Source organism: Mucilaginibacter dorajii, assembly GCF_024808255.1.
GTDB classification, from domain to species: domain Bacteria; phylum Bacteroidota; class Bacteroidia; order Sphingobacteriales; family Sphingobacteriaceae; genus Mucilaginibacter; species Mucilaginibacter dorajii.
Genome location: NZ_JANTYS010000005.1, coordinates 44,954 through 67,333 on the forward strand (window position 1 = coordinate 44,954; position 22,380 = coordinate 67,333).

At 41.8% G+C, this 22,380-nt stretch carries 18 protein-coding genes; 11 read left to right on the plus strand and 7 right to left on the minus strand.

Features of this window, described 5'->3' with window-relative positions:
- Positions 1–58 precede the first annotated feature (58 nt).
- The 3 genes from aroA to FHS10_RS08180 all read left to right on the plus strand — a co-directional run bounded on the left by aroA (position 59) and on the right by FHS10_RS08180 (position 4,438).
- On the plus strand, positions 59–1,363 hold the full coding sequence (gene aroA, locus FHS10_RS08170) for a 3-phosphoshikimate 1-carboxyvinyltransferase (RefSeq protein WP_259089217.1): 1,305 nt from the start codon (positions 59–61) through the stop codon (positions 1,361–1,363).
- Positions 1,364–1,656: 293 nt separating this feature from the next.
- Positions 1,657–2,751 (plus strand): chorismate synthase, encoded by a 1,095-nt coding sequence (aroC, locus tag FHS10_RS08175; protein WP_259089218.1) that lies wholly within the window; start codon positions 1,657–1,659, stop codon positions 2,749–2,751.
- A 448-nt stretch (positions 2,752–3,199) separates the two neighbouring features.
- On the plus strand, positions 3,200–4,438 hold the full coding sequence (locus tag FHS10_RS08180) for an MFS transporter (RefSeq protein ID WP_259089219.1): 1,239 nt from the start codon (positions 3,200–3,202) through the stop codon (positions 4,436–4,438).
- A gap of 12 nt (positions 4,439–4,450) precedes the next feature.
- Here the strand turns inward: FHS10_RS08180 and FHS10_RS08185 are convergent, their stop codons facing one another.
- Positions 4,451–4,966 carry a DinB family protein gene (locus FHS10_RS08185; RefSeq protein ID WP_259089220.1) on the minus strand — a complete coding sequence of 172 codons (516 nt, stop codon included), beginning with the start codon at positions 4,964–4,966 and terminating at the stop codon, positions 4,451–4,453.
- Between the two features lie 2 nt (positions 4,967–4,968).
- Positions 4,969–5,976, minus strand: a complete 1,008-nt coding sequence (locus FHS10_RS08190; RefSeq protein ID WP_259089221.1) for a glycosyl hydrolase — start codon at positions 5,974–5,976, stop codon at positions 4,969–4,971.
- A 132-nt stretch (positions 5,977–6,108) separates the two neighbouring features.
- Between FHS10_RS08190 and FHS10_RS08195 the strand changes: the two genes are divergently transcribed.
- Entirely contained in the window at positions 6,109–7,650 is a 1,542-nt protein-coding gene (locus FHS10_RS08195) for a L,D-transpeptidase family protein (RefSeq protein WP_259089222.1), read from the plus strand.
- A 56-nt stretch (positions 7,651–7,706) separates the two neighbouring features.
- Here the strand turns inward: FHS10_RS08195 and FHS10_RS08200 are convergent, their stop codons facing one another.
- The 3 genes from FHS10_RS08200 to FHS10_RS08210 form a co-directional block, all read right to left on the minus strand.
- Entirely contained in the window at positions 7,707–8,492 is a 786-nt protein-coding gene (locus FHS10_RS08200) for a murein L,D-transpeptidase catalytic domain family protein (protein WP_259089223.1), read from the minus strand.
- Between the two features lie 222 nt (positions 8,493–8,714).
- Complete coding sequence (locus tag FHS10_RS08205) at positions 8,715–9,296, minus strand: nitroreductase family protein (protein WP_259089224.1); 582 nt, start codon at positions 9,294–9,296, stop codon at positions 8,715–8,717.
- Positions 9,297–9,466: 170 nt separating this feature from the next.
- Positions 9,467–11,899: an alpha-ketoacid dehydrogenase subunit alpha/beta gene (locus FHS10_RS08210; protein WP_259089225.1), complete on the minus strand. Its 2,433-nt coding sequence runs from the start codon at positions 11,897–11,899 to the stop codon at positions 9,467–9,469.
- 136 nt (positions 11,900–12,035) lie between these two features.
- On the opposite strand from FHS10_RS08210, the gene FHS10_RS08215 reads away from it, so the two are divergent.
- Both FHS10_RS08215 and FHS10_RS08220 read left to right on the plus strand, forming a co-directional pair.
- Complete coding sequence (locus FHS10_RS08215; RefSeq protein WP_259089226.1) at positions 12,036–12,434, plus strand: DUF1573 domain-containing protein; 399 nt, start codon at positions 12,036–12,038, stop codon at positions 12,432–12,434.
- Positions 12,435–12,569: 135 nt separating this feature from the next.
- Positions 12,570–13,796, plus strand: a complete 1,227-nt coding sequence (locus FHS10_RS08220; protein WP_259089227.1) for a pyridoxal phosphate-dependent aminotransferase — start codon at positions 12,570–12,572, stop codon at positions 13,794–13,796.
- Between the two features lie 290 nt (positions 13,797–14,086).
- Here FHS10_RS08220 and FHS10_RS08225 read toward each other — a convergent pair whose 3' ends face one another.
- Positions 14,087–14,359, minus strand: a complete 273-nt coding sequence (locus FHS10_RS08225; protein WP_259089228.1) for a hypothetical protein — start codon at positions 14,357–14,359, stop codon at positions 14,087–14,089.
- An 88-nt stretch (positions 14,360–14,447) separates the two neighbouring features.
- On the opposite strand from FHS10_RS08225, the gene FHS10_RS08230 reads away from it, so the two are divergent.
- The 5 genes from FHS10_RS08230 (at position 14,448) to FHS10_RS08250 (ending at position 21,873) form a co-directional block, all read left to right on the plus strand.
- The gene (locus FHS10_RS08230; RefSeq protein ID WP_259089229.1) at positions 14,448–15,182 is read left to right on the plus strand and encodes an ImuA family protein; all 735 of its coding nucleotides are present in this window, start codon (positions 14,448–14,450) and stop codon (positions 15,180–15,182) included.
- A gap of 10 nt (positions 15,183–15,192) precedes the next feature.
- Positions 15,193–16,698 (plus strand): Y-family DNA polymerase, encoded by a 1,506-nt coding sequence (locus tag FHS10_RS08235; RefSeq protein ID WP_310504181.1) that lies wholly within the window; start codon positions 15,193–15,195, stop codon positions 16,696–16,698.
- Between the two features lie 9 nt (positions 16,699–16,707).
- Positions 16,708–19,923 (plus strand): error-prone DNA polymerase, encoded by a 3,216-nt coding sequence (locus tag FHS10_RS08240; protein WP_259089230.1) that lies wholly within the window; start codon positions 16,708–16,710, stop codon positions 19,921–19,923.
- A gap of 578 nt (positions 19,924–20,501) precedes the next feature.
- A complete protein-coding gene (locus FHS10_RS08245; protein ID WP_259089231.1) occupies positions 20,502–20,651 on the plus strand; it encodes a hypothetical protein in 150 nt (49 codons plus the stop codon).
- Positions 20,652–21,582: 931 nt separating this feature from the next.
- Positions 21,583–21,873 carry a hypothetical protein gene (locus FHS10_RS08250; RefSeq protein ID WP_259089232.1) on the plus strand — a complete coding sequence of 97 codons (291 nt, stop codon included), beginning with the start codon at positions 21,583–21,585 and terminating at the stop codon, positions 21,871–21,873.
- Here the strand turns inward: FHS10_RS08250 and FHS10_RS08255 are convergent.
- Entirely contained in the window at positions 21,870–22,292 is a 423-nt protein-coding gene (locus FHS10_RS08255; protein WP_259089233.1) for a helix-turn-helix domain-containing protein, read from the minus strand. The genes FHS10_RS08250 and FHS10_RS08255 overlap by 4 nt on opposite strands.
- Between the last annotated feature and the right edge of the window lie 88 nt (positions 22,293–22,380).

Consider the following 22,380-nt stretch of genomic DNA (forward strand, 5'->3'; position numbering starts at 1 on the left):
AAAAGTCAAAAATCGAATTTACTCTTTTTGCGACTTTTGACTTAAGACTAACCAAACGATGCCAAACATCATTTTAAATAAAAGTAATAAGCAAGTAAAAGGTACGGTCAACCTCACCGGCTCAAAAAGTGAGTGTAACCGCGCCTTAATTATAGAGGCACTGAGCGATGGCAAAGTGCACGTAGATAACGTTTCTGACGCTGCAGACGCTGTGCTATTGGCGGGGATATTGAGAAAGACTCAAGAGTCAAGAGTCAAGAATCAAGAAGTATTGGCTGGCGAAGTGGAACCACTCACCACTCACCACTCACCACTCACTACCGTAGATATCGGCCCGGCTGGTACAGCTATGCGGTTTTTGACGGCTTATTATGCTATACAAGATGATGAAGTAATTTTAACGGGCAGCAAACGGATGAAGGAACGGCCAATAGGTATATTGGTTGATGCCTTACGCGAGTTGGGTGCCCATATTGATTACAAAGAAAATGACGGCTACCCTCCTATCAAACTAAAAGGTGATTTTGAGCAACTTACCGGTAAAATCAATATTAAAGGCGACATCAGTAGCCAGTATATTACCGCGTTGCTGCTTATCGCGGCTCGTTTACCGCAGGGTTTAGAATTACATATTGAAGGTGAATTAACATCGCGCCCTTATGTTGAAATGACTTTGGCCATGTTACAAACGGCAGGCATTCAGCATGTGTGGACTGATAACGTTATTGCTATAGCAAACCAGGAATTTGCTACCACATCATTATACATTGAACCGGATTGGAGCGCGGCTTCATACTGGTACGCCATAGCGGCGCTTGCCGATGAAGCTGAATTGTTTTTGACGGGCCTTACTGCTTACAGCCTTCAGGGTGACAGCGTGATTACCGAGATTATGGCCAACTTTGGTATCACATCGCAATTTAAGGATGGCGGCGTGCATTTATTAAAGGAAGCAAAACCGCTTAGCCGCAAAATCTTTGATATGAAGGAATGCCCTGATTTGGCGCAAACGGTAATTGTAGTATGCGCGGCCTTAGGCCATGAAGCTACCTTTACAGGTTTGGAAACGCTGAAGATCAAGGAAACCGATCGTATCTTGGCCTTGCAAACCGAGCTTGCCAAAATGGGTGTTAAACTGATTGAAAAAGGGCAGGTTTATAAACTGGACTGCAGCGAAAAATTCATCCCCGAAAGCATGTTTATCAACACCTATCATGATCACCGTATGGCCATGGCATTTGCACCGCTGGCGCTTATTATTCCACAATTGGAATTTGAAAATGGCCCGGTAGTTGAAAAATCATACCCGGCTTTCTGGACTGATTTGGAAAAACAAGGCTTTACGGTACAATCCATAGGTTAAAGGACAAAGGTAAAAGGCTAAAGGTAGCAATTGACTACGATCATGTCATTGCGAGTTTTGAAATCCGGCGAACCGTGAAGGTGGGAATGACAAAGCGACGAAAAACTTACGAAGTTTTAAAAACTTCGTAAGTTTGGATTTACAACTTGTCATTAGTAGGCACGAAGCAATCGCGAACTATGCATACTCATTTTGCAGGCGACGAGATTGCTTCGTTCCTCGCAATGACATATTAAATTATAAACTTAAAAAATTAAAAGTCTCCCCTACAGGGGGAGATTTAGAGGGGGCTTATGGCAGGCAATTCATTCGGACAGGTATTCAGGATAACAACTTTTGGTGAATCGCATGGCGAGGCTATCGGCGTAATAATTGACGGCTGTCCGGCACAGTTGGAAGTTGACCTGGATTATATCCAGGGCGAATTGGATAAACGTAAACCTGGCCAGTCAAAGATCACAACACAACGTAAGGAAAGCGATGTGGTAAAAATCCTATCGGGTGTGTTTGAAGGTAAAACAACAGGCACTCCTATTGCTATGCTGATCCCCAATGAAGATCAGCGTTCAAAAGATTATACTCATAATGTAGACGTGTTTCGCCCCTCGCATGCCGATTACACCTACCAAACCAAATACGGTATCCGTGATCACCGTGGTGGCGGCCGTTCATCGGCCCGCGAAACCGCGGCACGTGTGGCAGCTGGTGCTTTAGCTAAACTATTGTTAAAAACCCAGGGTATTGAAATTGCCGCGCACGTAAGCAGTGTTGGCAAAATAGATGCCCCTAATGTGGAGATCAAAAACGTACAGGAGTTTATTGACGAGCGTGAAAAGAACATCGTTCGTTGTGCCGACCCAGGCACTGCCGAAGAAATGATTGAATTTATTGACGGCGTGCGTAAAGATGGCGATACCGTTGGCGGTAAAGTAAGTTGTTACGTAAAAAACTGCCCCGTAGGCCTTGGCGATCCTGTTTTCGATAAATTACATGCCGACCTTGGCAAAGCCATGTTGAGCATCAACGCTGTACATGGCTTTGAATTTGGTTCGGGCTTTGCAGGCAGCGAGATGCGCGGTTCCGAGCATAATGACATCTTTGTAAAATCGCATTTAGGCGATATTGCAACCATCACCAATTTCTCTGGCGGTATCCAGGGCGGTATCAGCAATGGTATGCCTATCGAGTTTAAAGTAGCCTTTAAACCTGTAGCTACCATCATGAAAAACCAGGCCACCATTGATAGCGACGGAAACGCTGCCGAAATATCGGGCAAAGGTCGTCATGATCCTTGTGTGGTACCTCGCGCTGTTCCTATTGTTGAAGCCATGGCTGCGCTTGTTTTAGCCGATCATTGGTTGAGGAATAGGAACTCGAGATTGTATTAATCTCCTATACACATTAAAAAACCGCGTCATTGCGAGTTATAAAATCCGGCGGACTGTGAAGGTGGAAATGACGTAAAAACTATCCTCTAAACCCTGTCATTCTGAGGCACGAAGAATCTTCTTCACTATAAAAGTCTGCGATGAGCAGGGCGAAGAAGATACTTCGTTCCTACCCATGACGTCTATTAAAAGATTTGTCATCCTGAACGCAGTGAAGGATCTATTCTACGCCATTCCTATTCGCCCTGTAAAGTTCGCTAATAGATGCTTCGTGCCTCAGCATGACAGGGTGGAGAGGGTAGTTGTTACGTCATTTCCACCTTCAGATTCCTCCGGATTTTTAAACTCGCAATGACGTTTCCTTTTTTCCTGCTGTTTATAAATTTTGCTAATGTTAATAGTATTATAACCTGCCCATGGGTAGGTATTGTTTATATTTGCCTTAACCATGATACCCTCGCTTATCCAATCATACCAAAACGCTTATAGCGGATTATCCAAAAACAGCTGGTACTTAAGCATAGTTATGCTCATTAACCGCAGCGGTACAATGGTGATTCCATTCATGAGTATCTATACTATACAGGTGTTGCACTTCACTATAGTACAAGCCGGTATGATCATGGCTTTCTTTGGGATAGGTTCCTTTTTCGGGGCTTTCATTGGCGGCAAACTTACCGATAAGATCGGTTTCTATGATATCCAGGTGTGCGCTTTGCTATTGGGTGGTATTTTGTTTATCATCTTAGGGTTTCAGCGTACTTTTTTAAGCCTGAGTATCTGCACGTTTATTTTAAGCGTATGCAATGACTCTTTCAGGCCGGCAAATTCGGCAGCCATAGCACATTATAGCGATGATAGCAATAAAACCCGCTCATACTCCTTAAACCGGCTTGCTGTAAATTTAGGCTGGGCCTTTGGTGGCGGTTTGGGTGGGTTCCTGGCTTCAATAAGTTACCATTCACTTTTTTGGGTTGATGGCTGTACAAATATTTTTGCGGCTGTGCTTTTGCTAACGCTGATGCCACGCGCCAAAATCAAAATCACTATAAACAAGGTTAAGGATACAGTAACGGCTGTATCATCTGCCTATAAAGACAAAGTTTACTTAGTATTTATTGTATTGAACACGCTTTTTTCAACCTGCTTTTTTGAATTTTTTGTGATGCAGCCCGTGTTTTATAAAATACAGTGGCACTTAAGTGAGCGCTATATTGGCTGCCTGCTGGCCCTTAATGGCATCCTGATCGTAATTATTGAAATGGTGCTAATCAATAAGCTGGAAGGCAAAAGAAACCCTTTAACTTACATCTGCACAGGCATTATATTATCAGGTTTAAGCTTTGTATTATTAAACATATTGCCCCATAACGGCCTGGTGGCTATTTTGATAGTAGTACTGATCACCTTAGGCGAAATTGTGGCCATGCCTTTTATGAATGCTTTCTGGATCAGTCGCACCAATAACCGCAACCGTGGCGAATACGCCGCGCTTTACGGCATGTCATGGTCGGCAGCACAAATCATCGCCCCTGCTTTTGGCAACCGGATAGTAGCATACGGTGGCTTTGATACGCTGTGGTGGGTTTTAGGAGGCATTTGCCTTTTGGTATCCATTGGCTATTATATTATGAAAAAAGTAACTCATACCCCCAAACAAGCACTTACTTTAGAAGACGCTTTTTAATTCAATAATGTGTTAAACGCTTTGCGTAAGCACTTTCACAGTCACCAACAGCTGTCCCAAATGTCGCATGGTATGCTCGGCACCATGCACATAAAGCCCAATTACTGTTGATGGAAGCTTCCCCCTGCCTACTTCCCTTTTCTGTGTCAATATACTGCTATCTGTTTGTTCCAGCTGTTTTAATGATGCATCCACCTGTAGGTTAAACTTCTCTACCAGGTAAATTGCAGTTATTGCTTTATTGTATTTGCTTTCCTGTGCAAGGTAGTCGAGTTGTTCGGTACTAAGCTGTTCGCCTTTTGCGTAGGTAAAAAGTCTATCAAGTACACCAGTTAAATGCTGTAAGTGAAAACCAACCGAAGCCATGCCGGCAACTTTATTCCACAACAACTCATCCGGAAAATGGGCCATTAGCTCATTAAGCTCTTCCCTGGCCTGTAGTAAAGCATGGGCTACGGGCTGCAACAATGCCGGCATATCTGTTAAAGGTCCCCGAAGCCAGACTTCTGGTAGTTTATCCTTTGCCATTTTTATTTTTGAAGTATTGCTTTAACCTCATCGTGATTTAAGGTTTGGGGCAGGTTGTAAATCTCTTTTACTCTATCATGGGTGTTATCTGTCCAAAGCCAGCTTGTCCATACCATAAACCAGGCCCACTCTGGTTGTGCTGCCAGTATTTCAGGTTTAGGCAGTTCGCCGGTTTCACCAAGACAAATTAACTTGCCATTAGCCAGTTGCAATAATTCGTTATAATCTTTTTGCTCATAGTCAAAATGGTATACATCCGATCCTAAAATGTCTACATAGTCGGCACCTGGATAGTACAATTTATAGTCGTAGGCTTCATCTTTAGGAATATCTCTTAAACCATTGGCTCCCCATACCCATATCAGGTTATTTAAGTGGTGATAATTGGTATAACGGTCATACATCATCTTCCAAAGTTTGATAATTCCATTCTCACCTTTTTTATCGCCCCACCAAAACCAAACCCCATTCATTTCGTGATACGGGCGCCACAATACCGGGATATGCGTATCACGTAGTTGCTTCAGGTAAACAGCCTCTTTATCAATATCGGCAAGCCACTTTTTATTTAATGGCGTGTTCGGCGTAGTTAACTCAGTCCATTGGGCATCTGTCAGTTTACCCTGAATGCTTGTTTTCCAGTCATATGGCGGGTTATCTGTTGGGCGGCCCTGATGCCACATAATGGTTACCAGGTAACCCTCCCGCCATTTTTTTTGAGCTTCATAAACTAATTTTTGCCCAAGGTCTTTATCGCCCCATAACATGAAATCAGAACCCCAAAGGGCCGGATATTTCCCGGTAATGGCTTTGGCGCTATCAGAAAATGTATTTAAATCGCTGTTGTAATTTTGCTGACCCGATAAAATATGCTTACCTTTTATAGAATATAAAAAGGAGAGTACTTTTATAACCTCAGGCGACGCATCCTTATTTACCGGTTTAAACCCTTGCGAAAACGAAAAAAAAGGCAATACTAAGAGCGAACAAAAAAATAAACACTTTTTCATGATGTATATTACAAGGGATTTAAATCAATAATGATACTAAATTGCATTATTTCAAATTTAATTAAAAACTTATAAGCTTTGTGGTATGGCTATTGCTAATCATAAGCTATATTTAACAGAATACTATTAACTATGCCTTCCGTCACGACAAATAAAGCTTCACTTCCCCTACTACTGTTATCATTTATAATAATCACAATTAGTTTCCAAAGCTGTAAAAAAAAGCACTCCGAACTGGCCGACGATCTTTTCAAAATAACGCAAAACAAAGTTTTTAAAGATCTTGATCCTGAAATTTATGCCCAGGCATTTAAAAAAGAACTGGTGGCCGAAAGATCAACGCTATCTAATGAGGCCGTGATCGAAGCCTATTACAAAGCAAATGATTACCAGCCAACTTTTACATTACAACATTTAAGTAATGGCGATTTAGATGCGATACCAGAATACTATTGCAAAGTTAACGAGCATGGTTTAGATCCTAACTTGTTTCAACCGAATGACCTTAGAGTTTTAGTAACCAAATTTCATGATAAACAGGCCTTTAAAACACCTGAGGAAGCTTACCAGGCCCTGGCAAAACTGGAATTACTTACAGCAAGCTCATTAATAAAATATTCAAACGCACTTCAGTTTGGGGTTATTAATCCTAAAAAACTTTATTCAAGGTATTTTACTGCTACAAAACGTCCGGATAGTACATCGATGAAAGCTGTATTTAGTGCAGGCAGTATCAAAACATACCTTGATAGTATTCAGCCAAAAAGTCCGCAATACCTTGCTTTGCAAAAGGTTTTCATCGCGGGCGATTCCTTACCGGGGTTATCAAAAGAAGAAACCCATCGCTACCTGTTGGTTAACCTTGAACGCTTACGCTGGCGGAATAAACCTTACGAAGCCAAATATGTGTATGTAAATATTCCGGATTTTAAGCTTGATGTAATTGAAGATGGCAAATCGATATTGAACATGAAAGTTTGTGTGGGCCAGGGCCGTAATATGGACAAGCAAAACAGCCTTGGGGCTTTTAATGATACCTGCAGAATAGAAAAGCCATTTCCGCGTGAAACCCCTCAATTAAACAGCGTTATACACAGCGTTGATGTAAACCCTGTTTGGAATATTCCGCAAAGTATAGCCAATAAGGAAATTATTGTTGAGGCTGCTAAAGACCGCTATTACCTTGCAAACAAAAACATCGATGTATTTAAAGACGGTGACAAAATAGATGATCCTGAAAGTATCGACTGGTCGGGCATTACCAAGGAGAATAATGACTACGATTTTAAACAAAGGCCGGGCGATGATAACTCTTTAGGTAAGATCAAATTTCTGTTTAAAAACAAAAGCAGCGTTTATTTGCATGATACGCCTGCCAAGTCAGCATTCAGGCAGTCGATGCGGGCCGTGAGCCATGGCTGTGTACGTTTGGGCGATCCGCAGGCTTTAGCGAAAAACCTGTTTGGCGAAGGAGAAGATTTTGACACCATAGTAAAAGATATGAGTGAAGATAACCCCGAACCCACCAGCATCTCATTGCCTCAAAAAACGCCTATTTACATCACCTACGTAACTTGCTGGGCCGATGAAAATGGCGTAATACAATACCGCCCGGATGTTTACGGATTGGATATAGTACTTTACGCCCACCTGCAAAAATATATGAGTAAATAAAAATGCCCGGCTTTTAAAAGCCAGGCATCCAGGTTTATAATTGGATAAGTATTTAGTTATAGTTTAGCTATATCAAATGATGTAGAATCGGCAGCCATCATATTTAAAGGAGCCGTTTCATCAAGGTATTTTGAACTGTAACGTTCATCATTACCATTAATAAAGATAACAGATTTGCCCTGTATGGTATTGATCACAAAATTGGCAACCTCTGGTGCAACGGCAGGACAGCCAAAACTACGGCCAACGTGGCCCTGTTCGTTTATTGCACGCTGACCAACATAATTTGCCGCATGAACAACAATACTGCGCATACGTGCACTGATGTTAAAACCTTCATCTAATCCATCCAAACGTAACGAACGGCCATGTTTACCCATGTAAACATCATCCGTAAGGTAAAAACCAAGGCTGCTTTGATGCGAATCGTTCCTATCAGAAAACTTATCGGGCATTTCCATGCCACTTCCCTGCCCATGGGCTACCCATGTATTTAGCAGTAATTGCTTGCTGAATAAATTAATGATCCACATTCGCTTTTCAGCGCTCGATTTACTGTAGTCGATAACAGTAAGAATAGCGCTGTTTTGTGGTAATTGATGGTTTAACCTTAAATTGGTATAACCTGTAAAAGCTTTTTCAAACACATCAAACGCTAAACCCGATCCTTGCAAGTTTGCCGCCTGGTATAAGTTGTTAACGTATTGGTTAAATAGTTCTTTAGCAGACAGGGTTGAATTTACCCCACCATTTGATTTGCTCCCCACCGGCGATCTCCAACTTAATATAGTTGCCGAGAAAAAAAAGATCACTAATGTTACGCACCAAAAATATTTCCTCATACTTTGTTTTGAGTTAATTTTTAATCAATTAATAAAAATTAGTAACAGGGCTTGGTATTTAGGAATTGCCCGGCATTAGGAACCGAACAATTACAAAAGTATAACTCTTTATTTAAAAAACAATCATTTCAACAGATTTATTTATTAAAATGATAATTTATTACAGACAAAGTAATTAATACTGACGTATACGTTATGAGAAAAGAAAAAGTTTGGGTTAGATTATTTAATCCATTTAATTTTTGTTTCGAGCGGAATTGTTCTTTTTCCTTCGGGATGCTCATCGGCATAACCAAGATATAGTACACCCATCACCTGGTCTTCTTCGCGGAGTTGTAGAAATTCTTTCATGGCAGGTTTTAATATGGCCCCGCCTGTACCCCAGTATGATGCCATCGTTAGTGCCGTGGCACCCAACAATATATTTTGTACAGCAGTTGAAACTGAAGCCATTTCCTCAAAAGCAGGGATCTTAGGCAGATCTCCCCGCTGCATAATGGCGATGATCACATGCGATGCTTTATCGCCCTGGTGTTGCAGGTTGCCGTATACAGTTTCGTTAAAGTCTTCTGCACTGGTATTTTGTTTATACAGATTGGCATGTTGCTGGCAAAACTCAGCAGGGTTTTCATACACCACAAATCGCCATGGTTCTGTAAAGCCATGAGTTGGGGCCCAGTCGGCCAGTTCAAGTAAAGCAGCGATGTGGCTGTTAGGTGCCTTTTGTCCGTTCATCATATTAGGTTTGATGGTACGGCGGGTTTGTATGATATTTGATATAGTAGCGAAAGAAGTAGAATCCATAGAATTAGTATTTAGGAGTAAGTGACACATAGTATCAAGTAGTAAGTATCAAGTAGTAAGACAGCTGCAACGAGGTCAGAGAAAAGGTATTAAGTTTTAGCAATGCGGCATAAAGCCAGAAAAATCTTGATACTTGATACTTACTACTTGATACTATCTGCTACTTGATACTAATAAATTGCAGGAAACTTAGCTGGGTTAGCTTCGCTCATGATGGCGTAAACGGCTTCAACAATGTCATCAAAAGATGGTTTACTAAAGTAATCGCCATCTGATCCGTATGGTGGGCGGTGCTCTTTAGCGGTTAATGTTTTTGGCTGTGCATCTAAGGAATAATAACCTTTTTGTTCTTCTAAAATTTGTTGAATAATATACGCGGAGGCACCTCCCGGTAAATCTTCATCAATTACCAATAACTTATTAGTTTTCTTTAATGAAGCGCTGCAAACATGATCTCTATCAAATGGATACAGTGTTTGCGGATCGATAACTTCAATGTTGATACCCATGTTTTTCAGCTCTTCGGCAGCCTCCAAAACAATGCGTAACGTTGAACCGTATGATACAACCGTAACATCAGACCCTTCGGTCATGATCTCTGCTTTACCCAAAGGCACTGTAAATTCGCCAACGTTTGAAGGTAATTTTTCTTTCAGGCGATAACCGTTAAGGCTTTCAATAACCAGGGCTGGCTCATCGCCACGTAGCAGCGTGTTATATAAACCGGCAGCCTGGGTCATGTTACGGGGCACACAAATATGAAAGCCTCGCATCGAACCCAATATCATCCCTAACGGTGAACCAGAATGCCAGATGCCTTCCAACCTGTGGCCGCGGGTACGAATAATTACCGGTGCTTTTTGACCGCCAAAGGTGCGATAGCTCAGGCTGGCAATGTCATCACTAATCACCGTCATTGCATAAATCAGATAGTCGAGGTATTGAATTTCGGCTATCGGCCTTAAACCACGCATGGCAAGGCCCATACCCTGCCCTACAATAGCGCTTTCCCTAATGCCGCTATCAGTGATCCTGATATCGCCATATTTGCTTTGTAAACCGGCAAAGCCTTGATTTACATCGCCAATAGCGCCTAAATCTTCGCCAAATGCAACAATAGTTTTATCCCGCGCAAAGTTGGCATCAAAACAGGCGTTTAATACCTCACTTCCGTTGATGGCCCGTGCATTTTCGCCGTAAGTAGCCAACACAACAGGCACATAAAGAGGCGATTGTGGTGTATCGGAAAATAATTTTGAATTGTATCTTACATTTGCTTTATCCTTTTCAACCTTTAGCAGGTTGGCAAGGATCTGCCTTTCTGCCGAATCTTCTTGTACCGTTGCCCGTAACGTTTTTCTTATTGCAGATACAATTTCCTTACGACCGGCATCATAGCTTTTACGCAATTCGGTCGCTATATCAATAACTTGATCTTTTACCGAAACAGTTTCAGCAAACTGTTCAATTATTGTAGCTGTTTCTTCCAGTTCGGTATTTACTATCGTAATCAGTTCTCCGGCCGCTTCGCGCTGGCATTCGCGTACATATCTCTTAGCCTCATTTTCCAGTTCGGTCAATTCCTCTTCTGTTGAAATAGCTGATGATATCATCCATTGACGCATTTTAAGCAAACAATCGTGCTCATCTTCCCAGCTAAGGCGGTCTTTTGATTTATAGCGTTCATGTGATCCCGAAGTTGAATGCCCTTGCGGCTGCGTCATTTCAATAACATGAATGAGCACCGGTACGTGCTCCTCACGACAAACGGCTATAGCCCTTGCATAAGTTTCGCATAAAGCGATGTAATCCCAGCCTTTAACTTTAAAGATCTCGAAACCGTTTGAGCCATTTTCGCGCTGAAAACCTTTCAGTATTTCAGAAATATCTTCTTTGGTGGTTTGCAACTTAGCCGGTACAGATATAGCATAGGCATCATCCCATATAGAAATAGCCATAGGTACCTGTAGTACCCCGGCAGCGTTAAATACCTCAAAAAACAAACCTTCGGATGTTGCCCCATTACCTATGGTTCCAAAAGCAACCTCATTACCGTTAACAGAAAACTGTTTAAGGTATTCTAATTCTTTATTCTGCCGATATAATTTTGATGCATAAGCTAAGCCCAGCAAACGGGGCATATGGCCACCTGTAGTTGAAATATCCGATGAACAATTCATTGTTTCGGCCTGGTTTGCCCAGCTCCCATCGGCATTAATAAAACGTGTAGCATAATGGCAATTCATCTGTCTGCCGGCAGAAGAAGGATCCTTTTCAACATCGGGGTTTGCATAAAGCTGAGCGAAAAATTCCCTCAGGTTGCTCATCCCCGTAGCAAACATAAATGTTTGGTCGCGATAATAGCCCGCACGCCAGTCGCCTGCTTTAAAGGCTTTGGCCATAGCCAGTTGTGCAACTTCTTTGCCATCGCCAAAAATACCAAACTTGGCCTTGCCCGTTAAAACTTCTTTTCTGCCTATAATACTGGCCTGCCTGCTCTCATAGCCAATACGGTAATCATCAATCACAATCTTTTTGAAATCATCAAAACTTAGCTCAGCTGTATCAAATTTGCTGGTAGCACGCATTGTAGTTTCAGGCATATATAATTCTGTTTAGACGGTAAAAGTATAAAATTCTATTTTGTAATTGGAATAGTAACAATTAAAACATGGAGTTTTGACAATAGTTTTGATATTACATTAAACCTTTTATATTTGTGTTAATCAAATATAGCATATGAAAAAGATACTAATGATTTGCGCAGTGGTTTTAGGTTTTGCCTTTACTGCATCGGCACAAGATAACCAAAAGGCCGAGTTTAAATTTAACGAGGAAAAACACGACTTTGGTAAAATACCACAAGGCACTCCGGTTACTACTGTTTTTGAATTTACAAACATTGGTAAAGAGCCACTTATACTTACAGAAGTAAGGCCAACCTGTGGTTGCACCATTGCTGATTATACCAAAACACCGGTAAAAAGTGGTGATAAAGGTGTAATTAAAATCACCTATAACGCGGCTGTGGCATCGGCTTTTAACAAAACAATTGTAGTTAAATCAAACGCGGTAACACCCGAAAAATATTTGAATATTATTGGCGAGGTTATAGCCAAACCCGCTTCAAGTAAGTAATAATTGTAACTTATTAGCTATAATTCACTTTTCCTAAAGAGTGAACAAAATAAACAAAAAAAGACCCGGTTTGGGTCTTTTTTTGTTTACAGGCATATTGCACACATCAATAGTATCTTTTTAGTAATTTTGCACATGCCAAAAATATCTCAAAAAGGGCAGCGCATGCCCGCATCTCCTATTCGTAAATTAACGCCTTATGCTGATAAGGCTAAGCTTGATGGCAAAAAAGTTTATCATTTAAACATTGGCCAGCCGGATATTGAAACCCCAGAAGGCATGCTGAATGCCATTAAAAATATTGATTTTAAAGTTTGGGCGTACACACCATCTGAAGGTACTTTAAGCTATCGCAAAAAACTTACAGAATATTATAACAAGCTGGGTTATAACATTACCCCCGATAATATTATTGTAACCACAGGCGGTTCAGAAGCTATCACCATAGCCATGATGGCAACGCTTGATGCCGGTGATGAAGTGATTATCCCCGAGCCTTTTTATGCCAATTATAACGGTTTTGCCAGCCAGAGCGATATTGTGGTAAAACCCATTTTATCTTATATAGATAACGGCTTTGCCCTGCCCCCTATCAGCGAGTTTGAAAAACTGATCACTGATAAAACCAAGGCTATTATCATTTGCAACCCCAATAACCCTACCGGGTACCTGTATTCGCAGGAAGAACTGGACGCGTTAAAAGTACTTGCTTTAAAATACGACCTATATATTTTCTCTGACGAGGCTTATCGTGAGTTTTGTTATGATGGCCGCACCTTTATTTCGCCAATGCATTTAAATGGATTGGATGATAATGTGGTAGTAATGGATACCGTAAGCAAACGCTACAGCGCTTGTGGCGCCCGTTTAGGCTGTATGATCACCAAAAACAAGCAATTGATCTCGGCTGCTTTAAAATTTGCCCAGGCCCGCTTAAGCGCTGGTATGGTTGAACAAATTGCCGGCGAAGCCGCGGTTGATACACCTGATGAATACTTTGAGGCTGTAAATAAGGAGTACACCAGTCGCCGGGATACCCTGGTAAGTGCGCTTAATAAAATAGACGGTGTTTATTGCCCTAATCCGGGTGGCGCTTTCTACGTAGTGGCCCAATTCCCGATTGATAATGCCGATAAGTTTTGCCAGTGGATGCTGGAAAGCTTTACATATAATAATCAAACCGTAATGATGGCCCCAGCAACCGGCTTTTACAGCACACCAGGCGCTGGCTTTAACGAGGTACGTATGGCTTATGTACTTAATAATGATGATCTGAAAGCGGCTATGATTTGCCTGGAAGAAGCATTAAAAGTTTACCCGGGCCGTACAGTTGGCACTGAGCAGCTTGCTGTTGGCAAATAAAACTTCAAATTTATATCAATTAAAAAGCCCTCAAATTAACAATTGAGGGCTTTTTAATTTTCAGGAACTATTTAATTAACAGGGAAATCGCTTTTAAAGATTTGCGTAGCAAAAGGTAGCTCCTATGGAGCAAAAAAGCATAAATTAATTGTTCTACAAATTGGTAGCCGCTATGCGGCATAGAATATTTAAATAAGACGAAAGAATGCCGCATAGCGGCTACCTATTGTGCCCATTGAAAGATGTTACCTTATGCGGAAATATTAAACGCGATTTCCCTGCTTTAATTATCAATACGTTTCAACATAATTGATAATAAACCGGGCCAACTGCTCCTGCTCGGCAATGCTTAACACCTCTCCGTCGTAAATCCAATAGCCTTTTGCATCAAATAAAATACGCCCCAGGTAATCCGGATCATTTTCATAAGCAATGTATAGCTCATAACTCACTACGGGGTCATTGGTCTTTAAATCGGGTATTATCCGCACAACTTCATCCGGACCGTTCTTTCGCTTGATCCAGGCCTTTGCCTCTTTGATCAGATACGTATTGTTAATCATGATAAAACAAAGGTGTAAATTATTTTGTAAGTTTTTATATAAAATACTAAAAATATTAGCATAACTTTACATTTCGAAATCAGTGATCATGCACCAAAACAGGAATGATATTATCAGCCGGCTGCAAAAGGATATTTTGCTATGGCAGGGCTTTAGTCCGCCGGTGGCGGGCAAGGCTAAAGGTATCGGCCTTGGCCCCCTGGAAGCTGCTTTTCCAAACGGGGTTTTCCCAACCGGATCCATTCATGAAATGCTTTGCCCTGCACCTGAGCAGGCCGCCGCAACAGCGGGCTTAATGGCCGGCATTTTGGCCACTTTAATGCAACAGGGAGGCGCATGCCTTTGGATAAGTACCTCCAGAAAGCTTTTTCCCCCGGCCTTAATCACTTTTAACGTGCAACCACACCAGGTTATTTTTATAGATGTACAGCAAGAGAAAGATGCCCTTTGGGCGATGGAAGAAGGCTTGAAATGTGAGGGAGTGGCGGCAGTGATAGCCGAGATCAGGGAGATTAGCTTTGCACAATCGCGCCGCTTACAGTTGGCGGTTGAAAGCAGTAAAGTAACCGGGTTTCTGTTACGTAACGATCCGCGTAAGCTGGGTACCACCACCTGTGTGGCCCGCTGGCAGGTATCGCCTTTACCAAGTCAATTGGAGGATGGGTTACCCGGAGTTGGTTTTCCGCGCTGGCAGGTAGATTTGTTACGGGTGCGTAATGGTACCCCAGGCAGCTGGCAACTGGAATGGATTGATGACAGTTTTGTTCCCGTGGCGCAAGAAGAGGCAGAAATTATGTCAGAAAATAACCGAATGACAGGATAGTGAGGTATTGATGATGAATAAGCGCTTTATTTCTTTATGGTTTCGGCATTTACTTACCGATTGGCTAACACTACGGCGACCGGAGTTGAAGGGTGTGCCTTTTATTATTACTACTCCTGTACAAAACCGTGTAGTAGTAACGGCAACCAATTTATTGGTAGAGGCACAAGGTGTAACTGTTGGCATGCCGGCTGCAGATGCCAAAGCTATTGTACCCGATTTAGTAGTTATTGATGAAATACCCGGGCAGGCTGCAAAACTGATCAAGGCGCTTGGCGAGTGGTGTATCCGTTACTCACCGCTTGTTGCTGCCGATTTACCAGATGGCCTTATCCTGGATGTTTCTGGTTGCGCGCATTTATGGGGTGGCGAACGGGCTTACCTTAAAGAAATTGTAACCCGCTTAATAAGCAAAGGTTATGATGTACGTGGCGCCATGGCCGATACCGCGGGAACTGCCTGGGCTATAGCTCGCTTTGGAAAAATAAAGCCCATTATTGGGCCCGGCATGCAAACCGATGCCCTGCTTACCCTACCCCCTGCTGCCTTGCGTTTAGAGCCGGCTATTTTAGAGCGACTGCAAAAGTTAGGTTTTTACACCATTAAAAGTTTTATGGGCATAGGCCGGTCGGTATTACGCAGGCGGTTTGGGCAGGAGTTGTTGTTAAGGATTGACCAGGCCTTAGGAAATGAAAATGAACCCTTACAGCTTCTACACCCTGTTGAACCCTATACCGAACGGCTTCCCTGCCTGGAGCCTATCCGTACGGCCACGGCTATTGAAATTGCCATTAAAACATTACTGGAAAACCTTTGCCGGCGCTTACAAAGCGAAGGCATGGGGATGCGTACAGCTATATTAAAAGGCTACCGGGTAGATGGCCGCATTATACAGGCTGCCATTGGCACCAGTAAAGCCACACACCATACCGGGCATCTGTTTAAATTATTTGAATTAAAGATTGCTACGCTTGCCCCCGGGCTGGGTATTGAACTTTTTACACTGGAAGCACCCAAGGTAGAAGAAGTTGAACCGGAGCAGGAAGCACTATGGTCGCCAGAGGGTTGTAGTCTTGAGGATAGCAGTCTTACAGAATTGCTGGATAAGCTGGCCAATAAGATTGGTGCCGGCAATATTCACCGCTACCTGCCCCAGGAGCGTTACTGGCCCGAGCAATCCATTAAGCCGGCACTTTCGGTAAAAGATAAGCCTGCAACCACCTGGCGCACAGGCAGGCCCCGCCCGTCATTATTATTAAACCGACCAGAAAAGATTGAAGTTACCTTCAGGTTGCCGGATTACCCGCCTATGTTGTTCATTTATAAAGGCGAAGTGCATCACATCAACAAAGCTGATGGCCCCGAACGGATAGAACGGGAGTGGTGGGCAGATCAAGGGCTGCACCGCGATTATTATATGATTGAAGACAACGAAGGCAGGCGTTACTGGCTGTTCCGGTTAGGGCATTATACCGATGTGGAATCGGCCTGGTATCTACATGGTTATTTTGCTTAATTATTGATTATGTATTACGCAGAGTTACAGGTTACAAGCAATTTTACCTTTATGCGGGGCGGATCGCACCCCGATGAATTGGTTTTGCGGGCTGAAGAACTGGGCTATACCAAAATAGCTATTACCGACTGTAATAGCGTAGCCGGCGTAGTACGGGCACATATGGCGGCCCGTGATAAAAATATAACCATCATCCCCGCCTGCCGGCTCGACCTGGCGGATGGCCCCGGTTTATTGGCTTATCCTACAGATATAACCGCATGGGGGCGTTTATGCGCTTTACTATCCAAAGGGAACCTCCGTACAGAGAAAGGCAAGTGCGAACTATACAAACAGGACGTATTTGACCATCAGCAGGATATCAAATTTATTGCTATCCCCCCACCAGTTCTAAATAATCGTTTTGATTTTGAGAATGATTTTAAAATCGCTTTAAAAGAATACCATGCTGTTTTTGGAGCAAACCTTTACCTGGCTGCAACCCGCTCCTATACCGGCGATGATGCCAAAAGATTTTACCGGCTGCAGCAGTTAAATGTACCTATGGTAGCCACCAATGATGTGTATTACCATGAAGCCGGCAGAAGGGAACTGCAGGATGTACAAACCTGTGTACGCGAAAAATGCACCATTCACAATGCCGGTTTCCGGCTGCATGCCAATGCCGAAAGGTACCTGAAACCAATGAATGAGCTGGAGCGTTTGTTTAGGCCCTATCCGGGTGTACTTGAACGCACACAGGAGATTGCTGATGCCTGCCAATTTTCTTTAGATACTTTAAAATACCTTGAACCGGAATGGGTTAGCCCGGATGGGCGTACAGCTGATGAGCACCTGGCACAACATACCTGGGATGGTGCAAAAAAAAGATTTGGTGAAGTACCTGAAAAAGTAAGTGAACAGATAGACTTTGAATTGGCCTTTTTTAAACGGCGGAAATTGGCACCTTACTTTTTACGGATCTATGAATACACCCAAAAAGCCGAAGAACTGGGCATTTTACACCAGGGACGCGGATCGGCGGCAAATTGTACAGTTTGTTTTTGTTTGGGTATTACCCCTGTTGATCCTACTCAATCACGGTTGCTGTTTTCCCGTTTCATGTCTGACGCGCGAGACGAATGGCCCGATGTGGATGTTGACTTTGAGCATGAACGCCGGGAAGAGATCATCCAATGGATTTACGAAACCTATGGGCGTGAGCATGCGGCCATTGTGGCTACGGTAACCCAGGAGCGACATAAAGGCGCTATCCGAGATGTAGGTAAAGCGATGGGCTTATCAGAAGATACCATCAAACGGCTTTCGGGGGTAATATGGGATTTTACAGATGAAGCTTTTGACCGGGAACGCATTATAGCACAGGGTTTAAATCCAGACGATCCGCATCTGCATAAAACCCTGGAGTTAACCGACCAAATGATAGGTTTTCCACGGCAGTTAGGCCAGCATACAGGCGGCTTTGTGATCACACAATGCAAGCTTTCTGACCTGTGCCCGGTAATGAATGCCCGGATGGAAGATCGTACCCAACTGGAATGGAATAAGGACGACCTGGAAGATCTGGGTATTTTAAAAGTGGATGTATTGGCCCTGGGAATGCTTACCTGTATCCGTAAGGCATTTGACCTGATGAGGCAGCATCACAATTACGATTTGACACTGGCAACTGTACCTGCAGAAGACCCTGTTGTGTATGATATGATTTGCCGTGCCGATACATTGGGTGTTTTCCAGATAGAAAGCCGGGCCCAAATGTCAATGCTGCCGCGTTTAAAGCCAAGATGCTTTTATGACCTGGTAATTGAAGTAGCCATTGTTCGCCCGGGGCCAATACAGGGCGATATGGTGCATCCTTATTTACGTAGACGTGATGGAAAAGAAGATGAAGAATATCCGAATGAAGAATTAAGAGATATACTTACACGTACTAAAGGCGTTCCGTTATTCCAGGAACAAGCGATGGAGATATCCATTGTAGCTGCAGGGTTTTCACATGCCGAAGCCGATCAATTACGCCGCAGTATGGCTACTTTTAAGGCTAAGGGGATGGTAAGTGATTTCAGAGATAAGCTGGTTCATGGGATGACAAAAGATGGAAAATATACTGTGGATTTTGCCAACCGCATTTTTAAACAACTGGAAGGTTTTGGCAGTTATGGTTTCCCCGAAAGCCATGCTACATCGTTTGCGCACCTTGTTTACATATCTTCATGGCTTAAATGCCACTACCCTGATGTTTTTGCTGCTGCCTTGCTTAATAGCCAGCCTATGGGCTTTTATCAGCCTGCACAAATAGTGATAGATGCTGAGCGGCATGGTGTAAATGTACTGCCGGTAGATGTAAACCACTCCTGGTGGGATAATACGCTGGAAGAAAAAGTGGGCAAATATTGCGCCTTACGCCTCGGTTTTCGCCAGGTTAAGGGCCTTAATGAAGATGATATGCAGGTTTTGATAGCCCGGCGAGGCAAAGATTATAACAGCATTAGTGAGCTAAGCGATGCTGGTGTACCACAGGCCGCAATTGAAAAGCTCACCGATGCAGATGCTTTCCGCTCCATGAACCTCGACCGGCGTGAGGCTTTATGGGAAGTGCCCGCGCTTAATGATAAACCCATCGGTTTATTTACCGGTCAGCCATCAGAAAGCGCTATAGAAACACAGGTTAGTTTACCATTTATGACTGCTGCCGAGCATGTGATACAAGATTACGCGGCAACAGGACTGTCGCTTAAGGCACATCCGGTAAGTTTTGTGAGGCAACAGCTAAACATGCTCGGGGTAACCACCACGGCCAATTTATCTAACCTAAAGGATGGCGACCAGGTAAAGGTAGCGGGCCTGGTAACCGTGCGGCAAAGGCCAGGCACTGCCAAAGGCATTCTTTTTATTACCATTGAAGACGAAACCGGTTTTAGCAACCTGGTAGCCTGGGAAAAGATATTTGATAAGTACCGCAAAGAGATCGTACAATCCCGCCTGTTAATGGTTGAAGGAAAACTACAGATTGAAGGCCAGGTAATTCATGTTATTATAAAACGATGTTTCAACCTATCAAAATTACTGCATGGCCTTACCCCTGTTGGCAACGATGATCAGCCGGTGATGACATTATCACGCAGCGACGAAACAAGCAAGCCATATCCAAACGGATCAAACAAAGGGCAAGTACAGGAAAGCAAGCTCAAAGAGGTATTTCATAAAGGCAGAAATTTTAAATAGCATTAGTATCACTTTTTCATTTTACAAACAGTCGAACAAAAAAATAAAAAAATTTAAAATGTTTTCAATTCTGAATCGTCTTCAATATTAAGGACGATGAAATAACAGATAGTTTAACAACCCTGGGGCATCAACATAAATTAATAAAGCAACAACATGAACACTCAAATATTTACAACAATTTTATCAGCAGGTGGCATTCAATCCGGCACCTGGGAAGGGATGGATGATTAGGAATCTAACATACAGGAGATGGTTTGATAAACCACTATCTCTATTAATAAACCATTTAAGATAAAAGCTGCCATGACCAGGCAGCTTTTTTAGTTTCTGAATAAGGGGAATAGAGCTAAGACCTTACCCTTCATAAGCTACCTGCTTGCTGTATGATGTGAAATCATTATCCAGATTTTCACACATTGTATCAGATTTCTAATTTATCCCCTACCGAATATATTTTGACCTATTTTTATGACTATCATTTAGTTAGCACCCAAATTTACCCTAAGATTTGATGAAATGCAGACTATGACAATAAAGACCTAAGGATTGAAATTTAAACTTAATTACAAAATAAAATGAAATCATTAACTAAATCATTCAAAGCAGTTCTTTACGGTGATGCAGACCCTGTTCAGCTTAGAAACGTATCATTGGCCATCATCATTCCTGTATTAATTATTCTTTTCATTTTTGGGTCGCATATTAAGGGTATAAATAGCATTTAACTATCAATCCACACCTAATGATTACTTACATAATGTAAGGAAAAACTTCTAACTTATTTTCTGATTTGGTCTAAGCCTTAAATGTTAACCATGTGCCTTTTTTCTAAATCGATGATCAAATAGCCAGGTCATACCAAAAAACTTATCGAACAGATTCTCGTCTACACAAAACGTACTTCTTTATCATCCTTAATGCCTTGCAGGCGGTTTTATCCTCTGCAAGGTATGCCACCTGCCAGGTCAAAACTCTTTAAGAGGAAAAAAAATGGAATCCTCCACCCGCCTCTTCTCATATTATTATACTAAACTTTAAAAATTAATGCACATTTTGCAGCCATTCTTTCAATTTCCTTCTCAATTTTTTACTTTTTTATAAATATTTAATGGCACGAATTTAGCATTGTAACGTATACCCCAATCATACAACCAATTATTTCATTCCGATAATCAATAATATAAATGTAAATAGAAATAATTATTTTTTTTCGATTGGCATTTTCATACAATAGATACAAGATGGAAATACATGGAAAAAATATCGATAAATTAAAAATATTAAAAATAATAAATAACATACTTAGTGAAATAAAAAATAAGAATCGACAATTAAATATATTTTCGCCTCCCTATCTAACAAAAAAGTTACAAATTAGCTAAATTATGTTGATTTAATACCCCACAAAAACGAGTAAATTAATACCCATAACGAGTATTAATTTACCCAATACAATCACGCGCGAATTTCACTTGCAAAACAGCGCCTAAAAAAAGTAATGATAATCACCACATTACAACTTATACGACTATTGAAATAATAGATTAAAACATGAAACCTTTACTACTCAACTACGTAGAAGACTAATTAAAAGGCCCCTGTTTAAGCTAACGATCTAACCTTTATTTATAATATTATTACAACATAGAAGCTGAAATGATAGTTGAAAGAAAAAGATTTTCTAACGATAAAGAAAAGCACATTATTAATGTTAACGGAATAGATTTCGACATTAACGCGCATGAATTTGAAGAATTTTTAATGCACTGTTCTGCTTTTATGGATATTACAAAAGAAGGTTTTGACAACATGATCGGAATCATATCCGACTCTGTTATTGATAACGACAGTCAAAATCTAACAATAGAAGAAATACGTCCTCAGCTTAAATTTTTACGCGAGATTAGCTTATACCTAAAAAGTATTTACCACAACAAACAAGCTTAACTTCCAGATTTAAAGCCAGTTCCAGACAAACGATCGTCATTAACTATTTCTTTTCCAGAGATGTATTGTTCGGTTGTTTTAATCAAGAGTTGATTGTACTTTTCTAAAATATCCAGGTATTTGTCTTTCCAGTATTCGGCGTCTATATGCTCCTGTGTTGTACCCCTGGCCGCATTAAAACTACCCAATGTAGTCATTGGTTTAAAATCCTCGGGGGTAAATAAATGAGGGAACTCCACAGAAAAATCGTGTTTTATATGTACACCTATCTGGTAAATGAGTTCAGTTTTCAGGTACTGCTGGTTAAACCAATAATATACCGACCTTCTGTTAACTTTAGCAAGTCTGGCAAGTTCGCTAATGCTATATCCCTCACGCCTGATTACCATTTCGATGATTTGTCCATGATGAATATCCATATTTAGCTATAAATAAAGTAATTAAAAAACAGGACAGTTAAATCTGCAACAAGCCTTATTGAATAAAAAATAAAGGATCATAAATGCA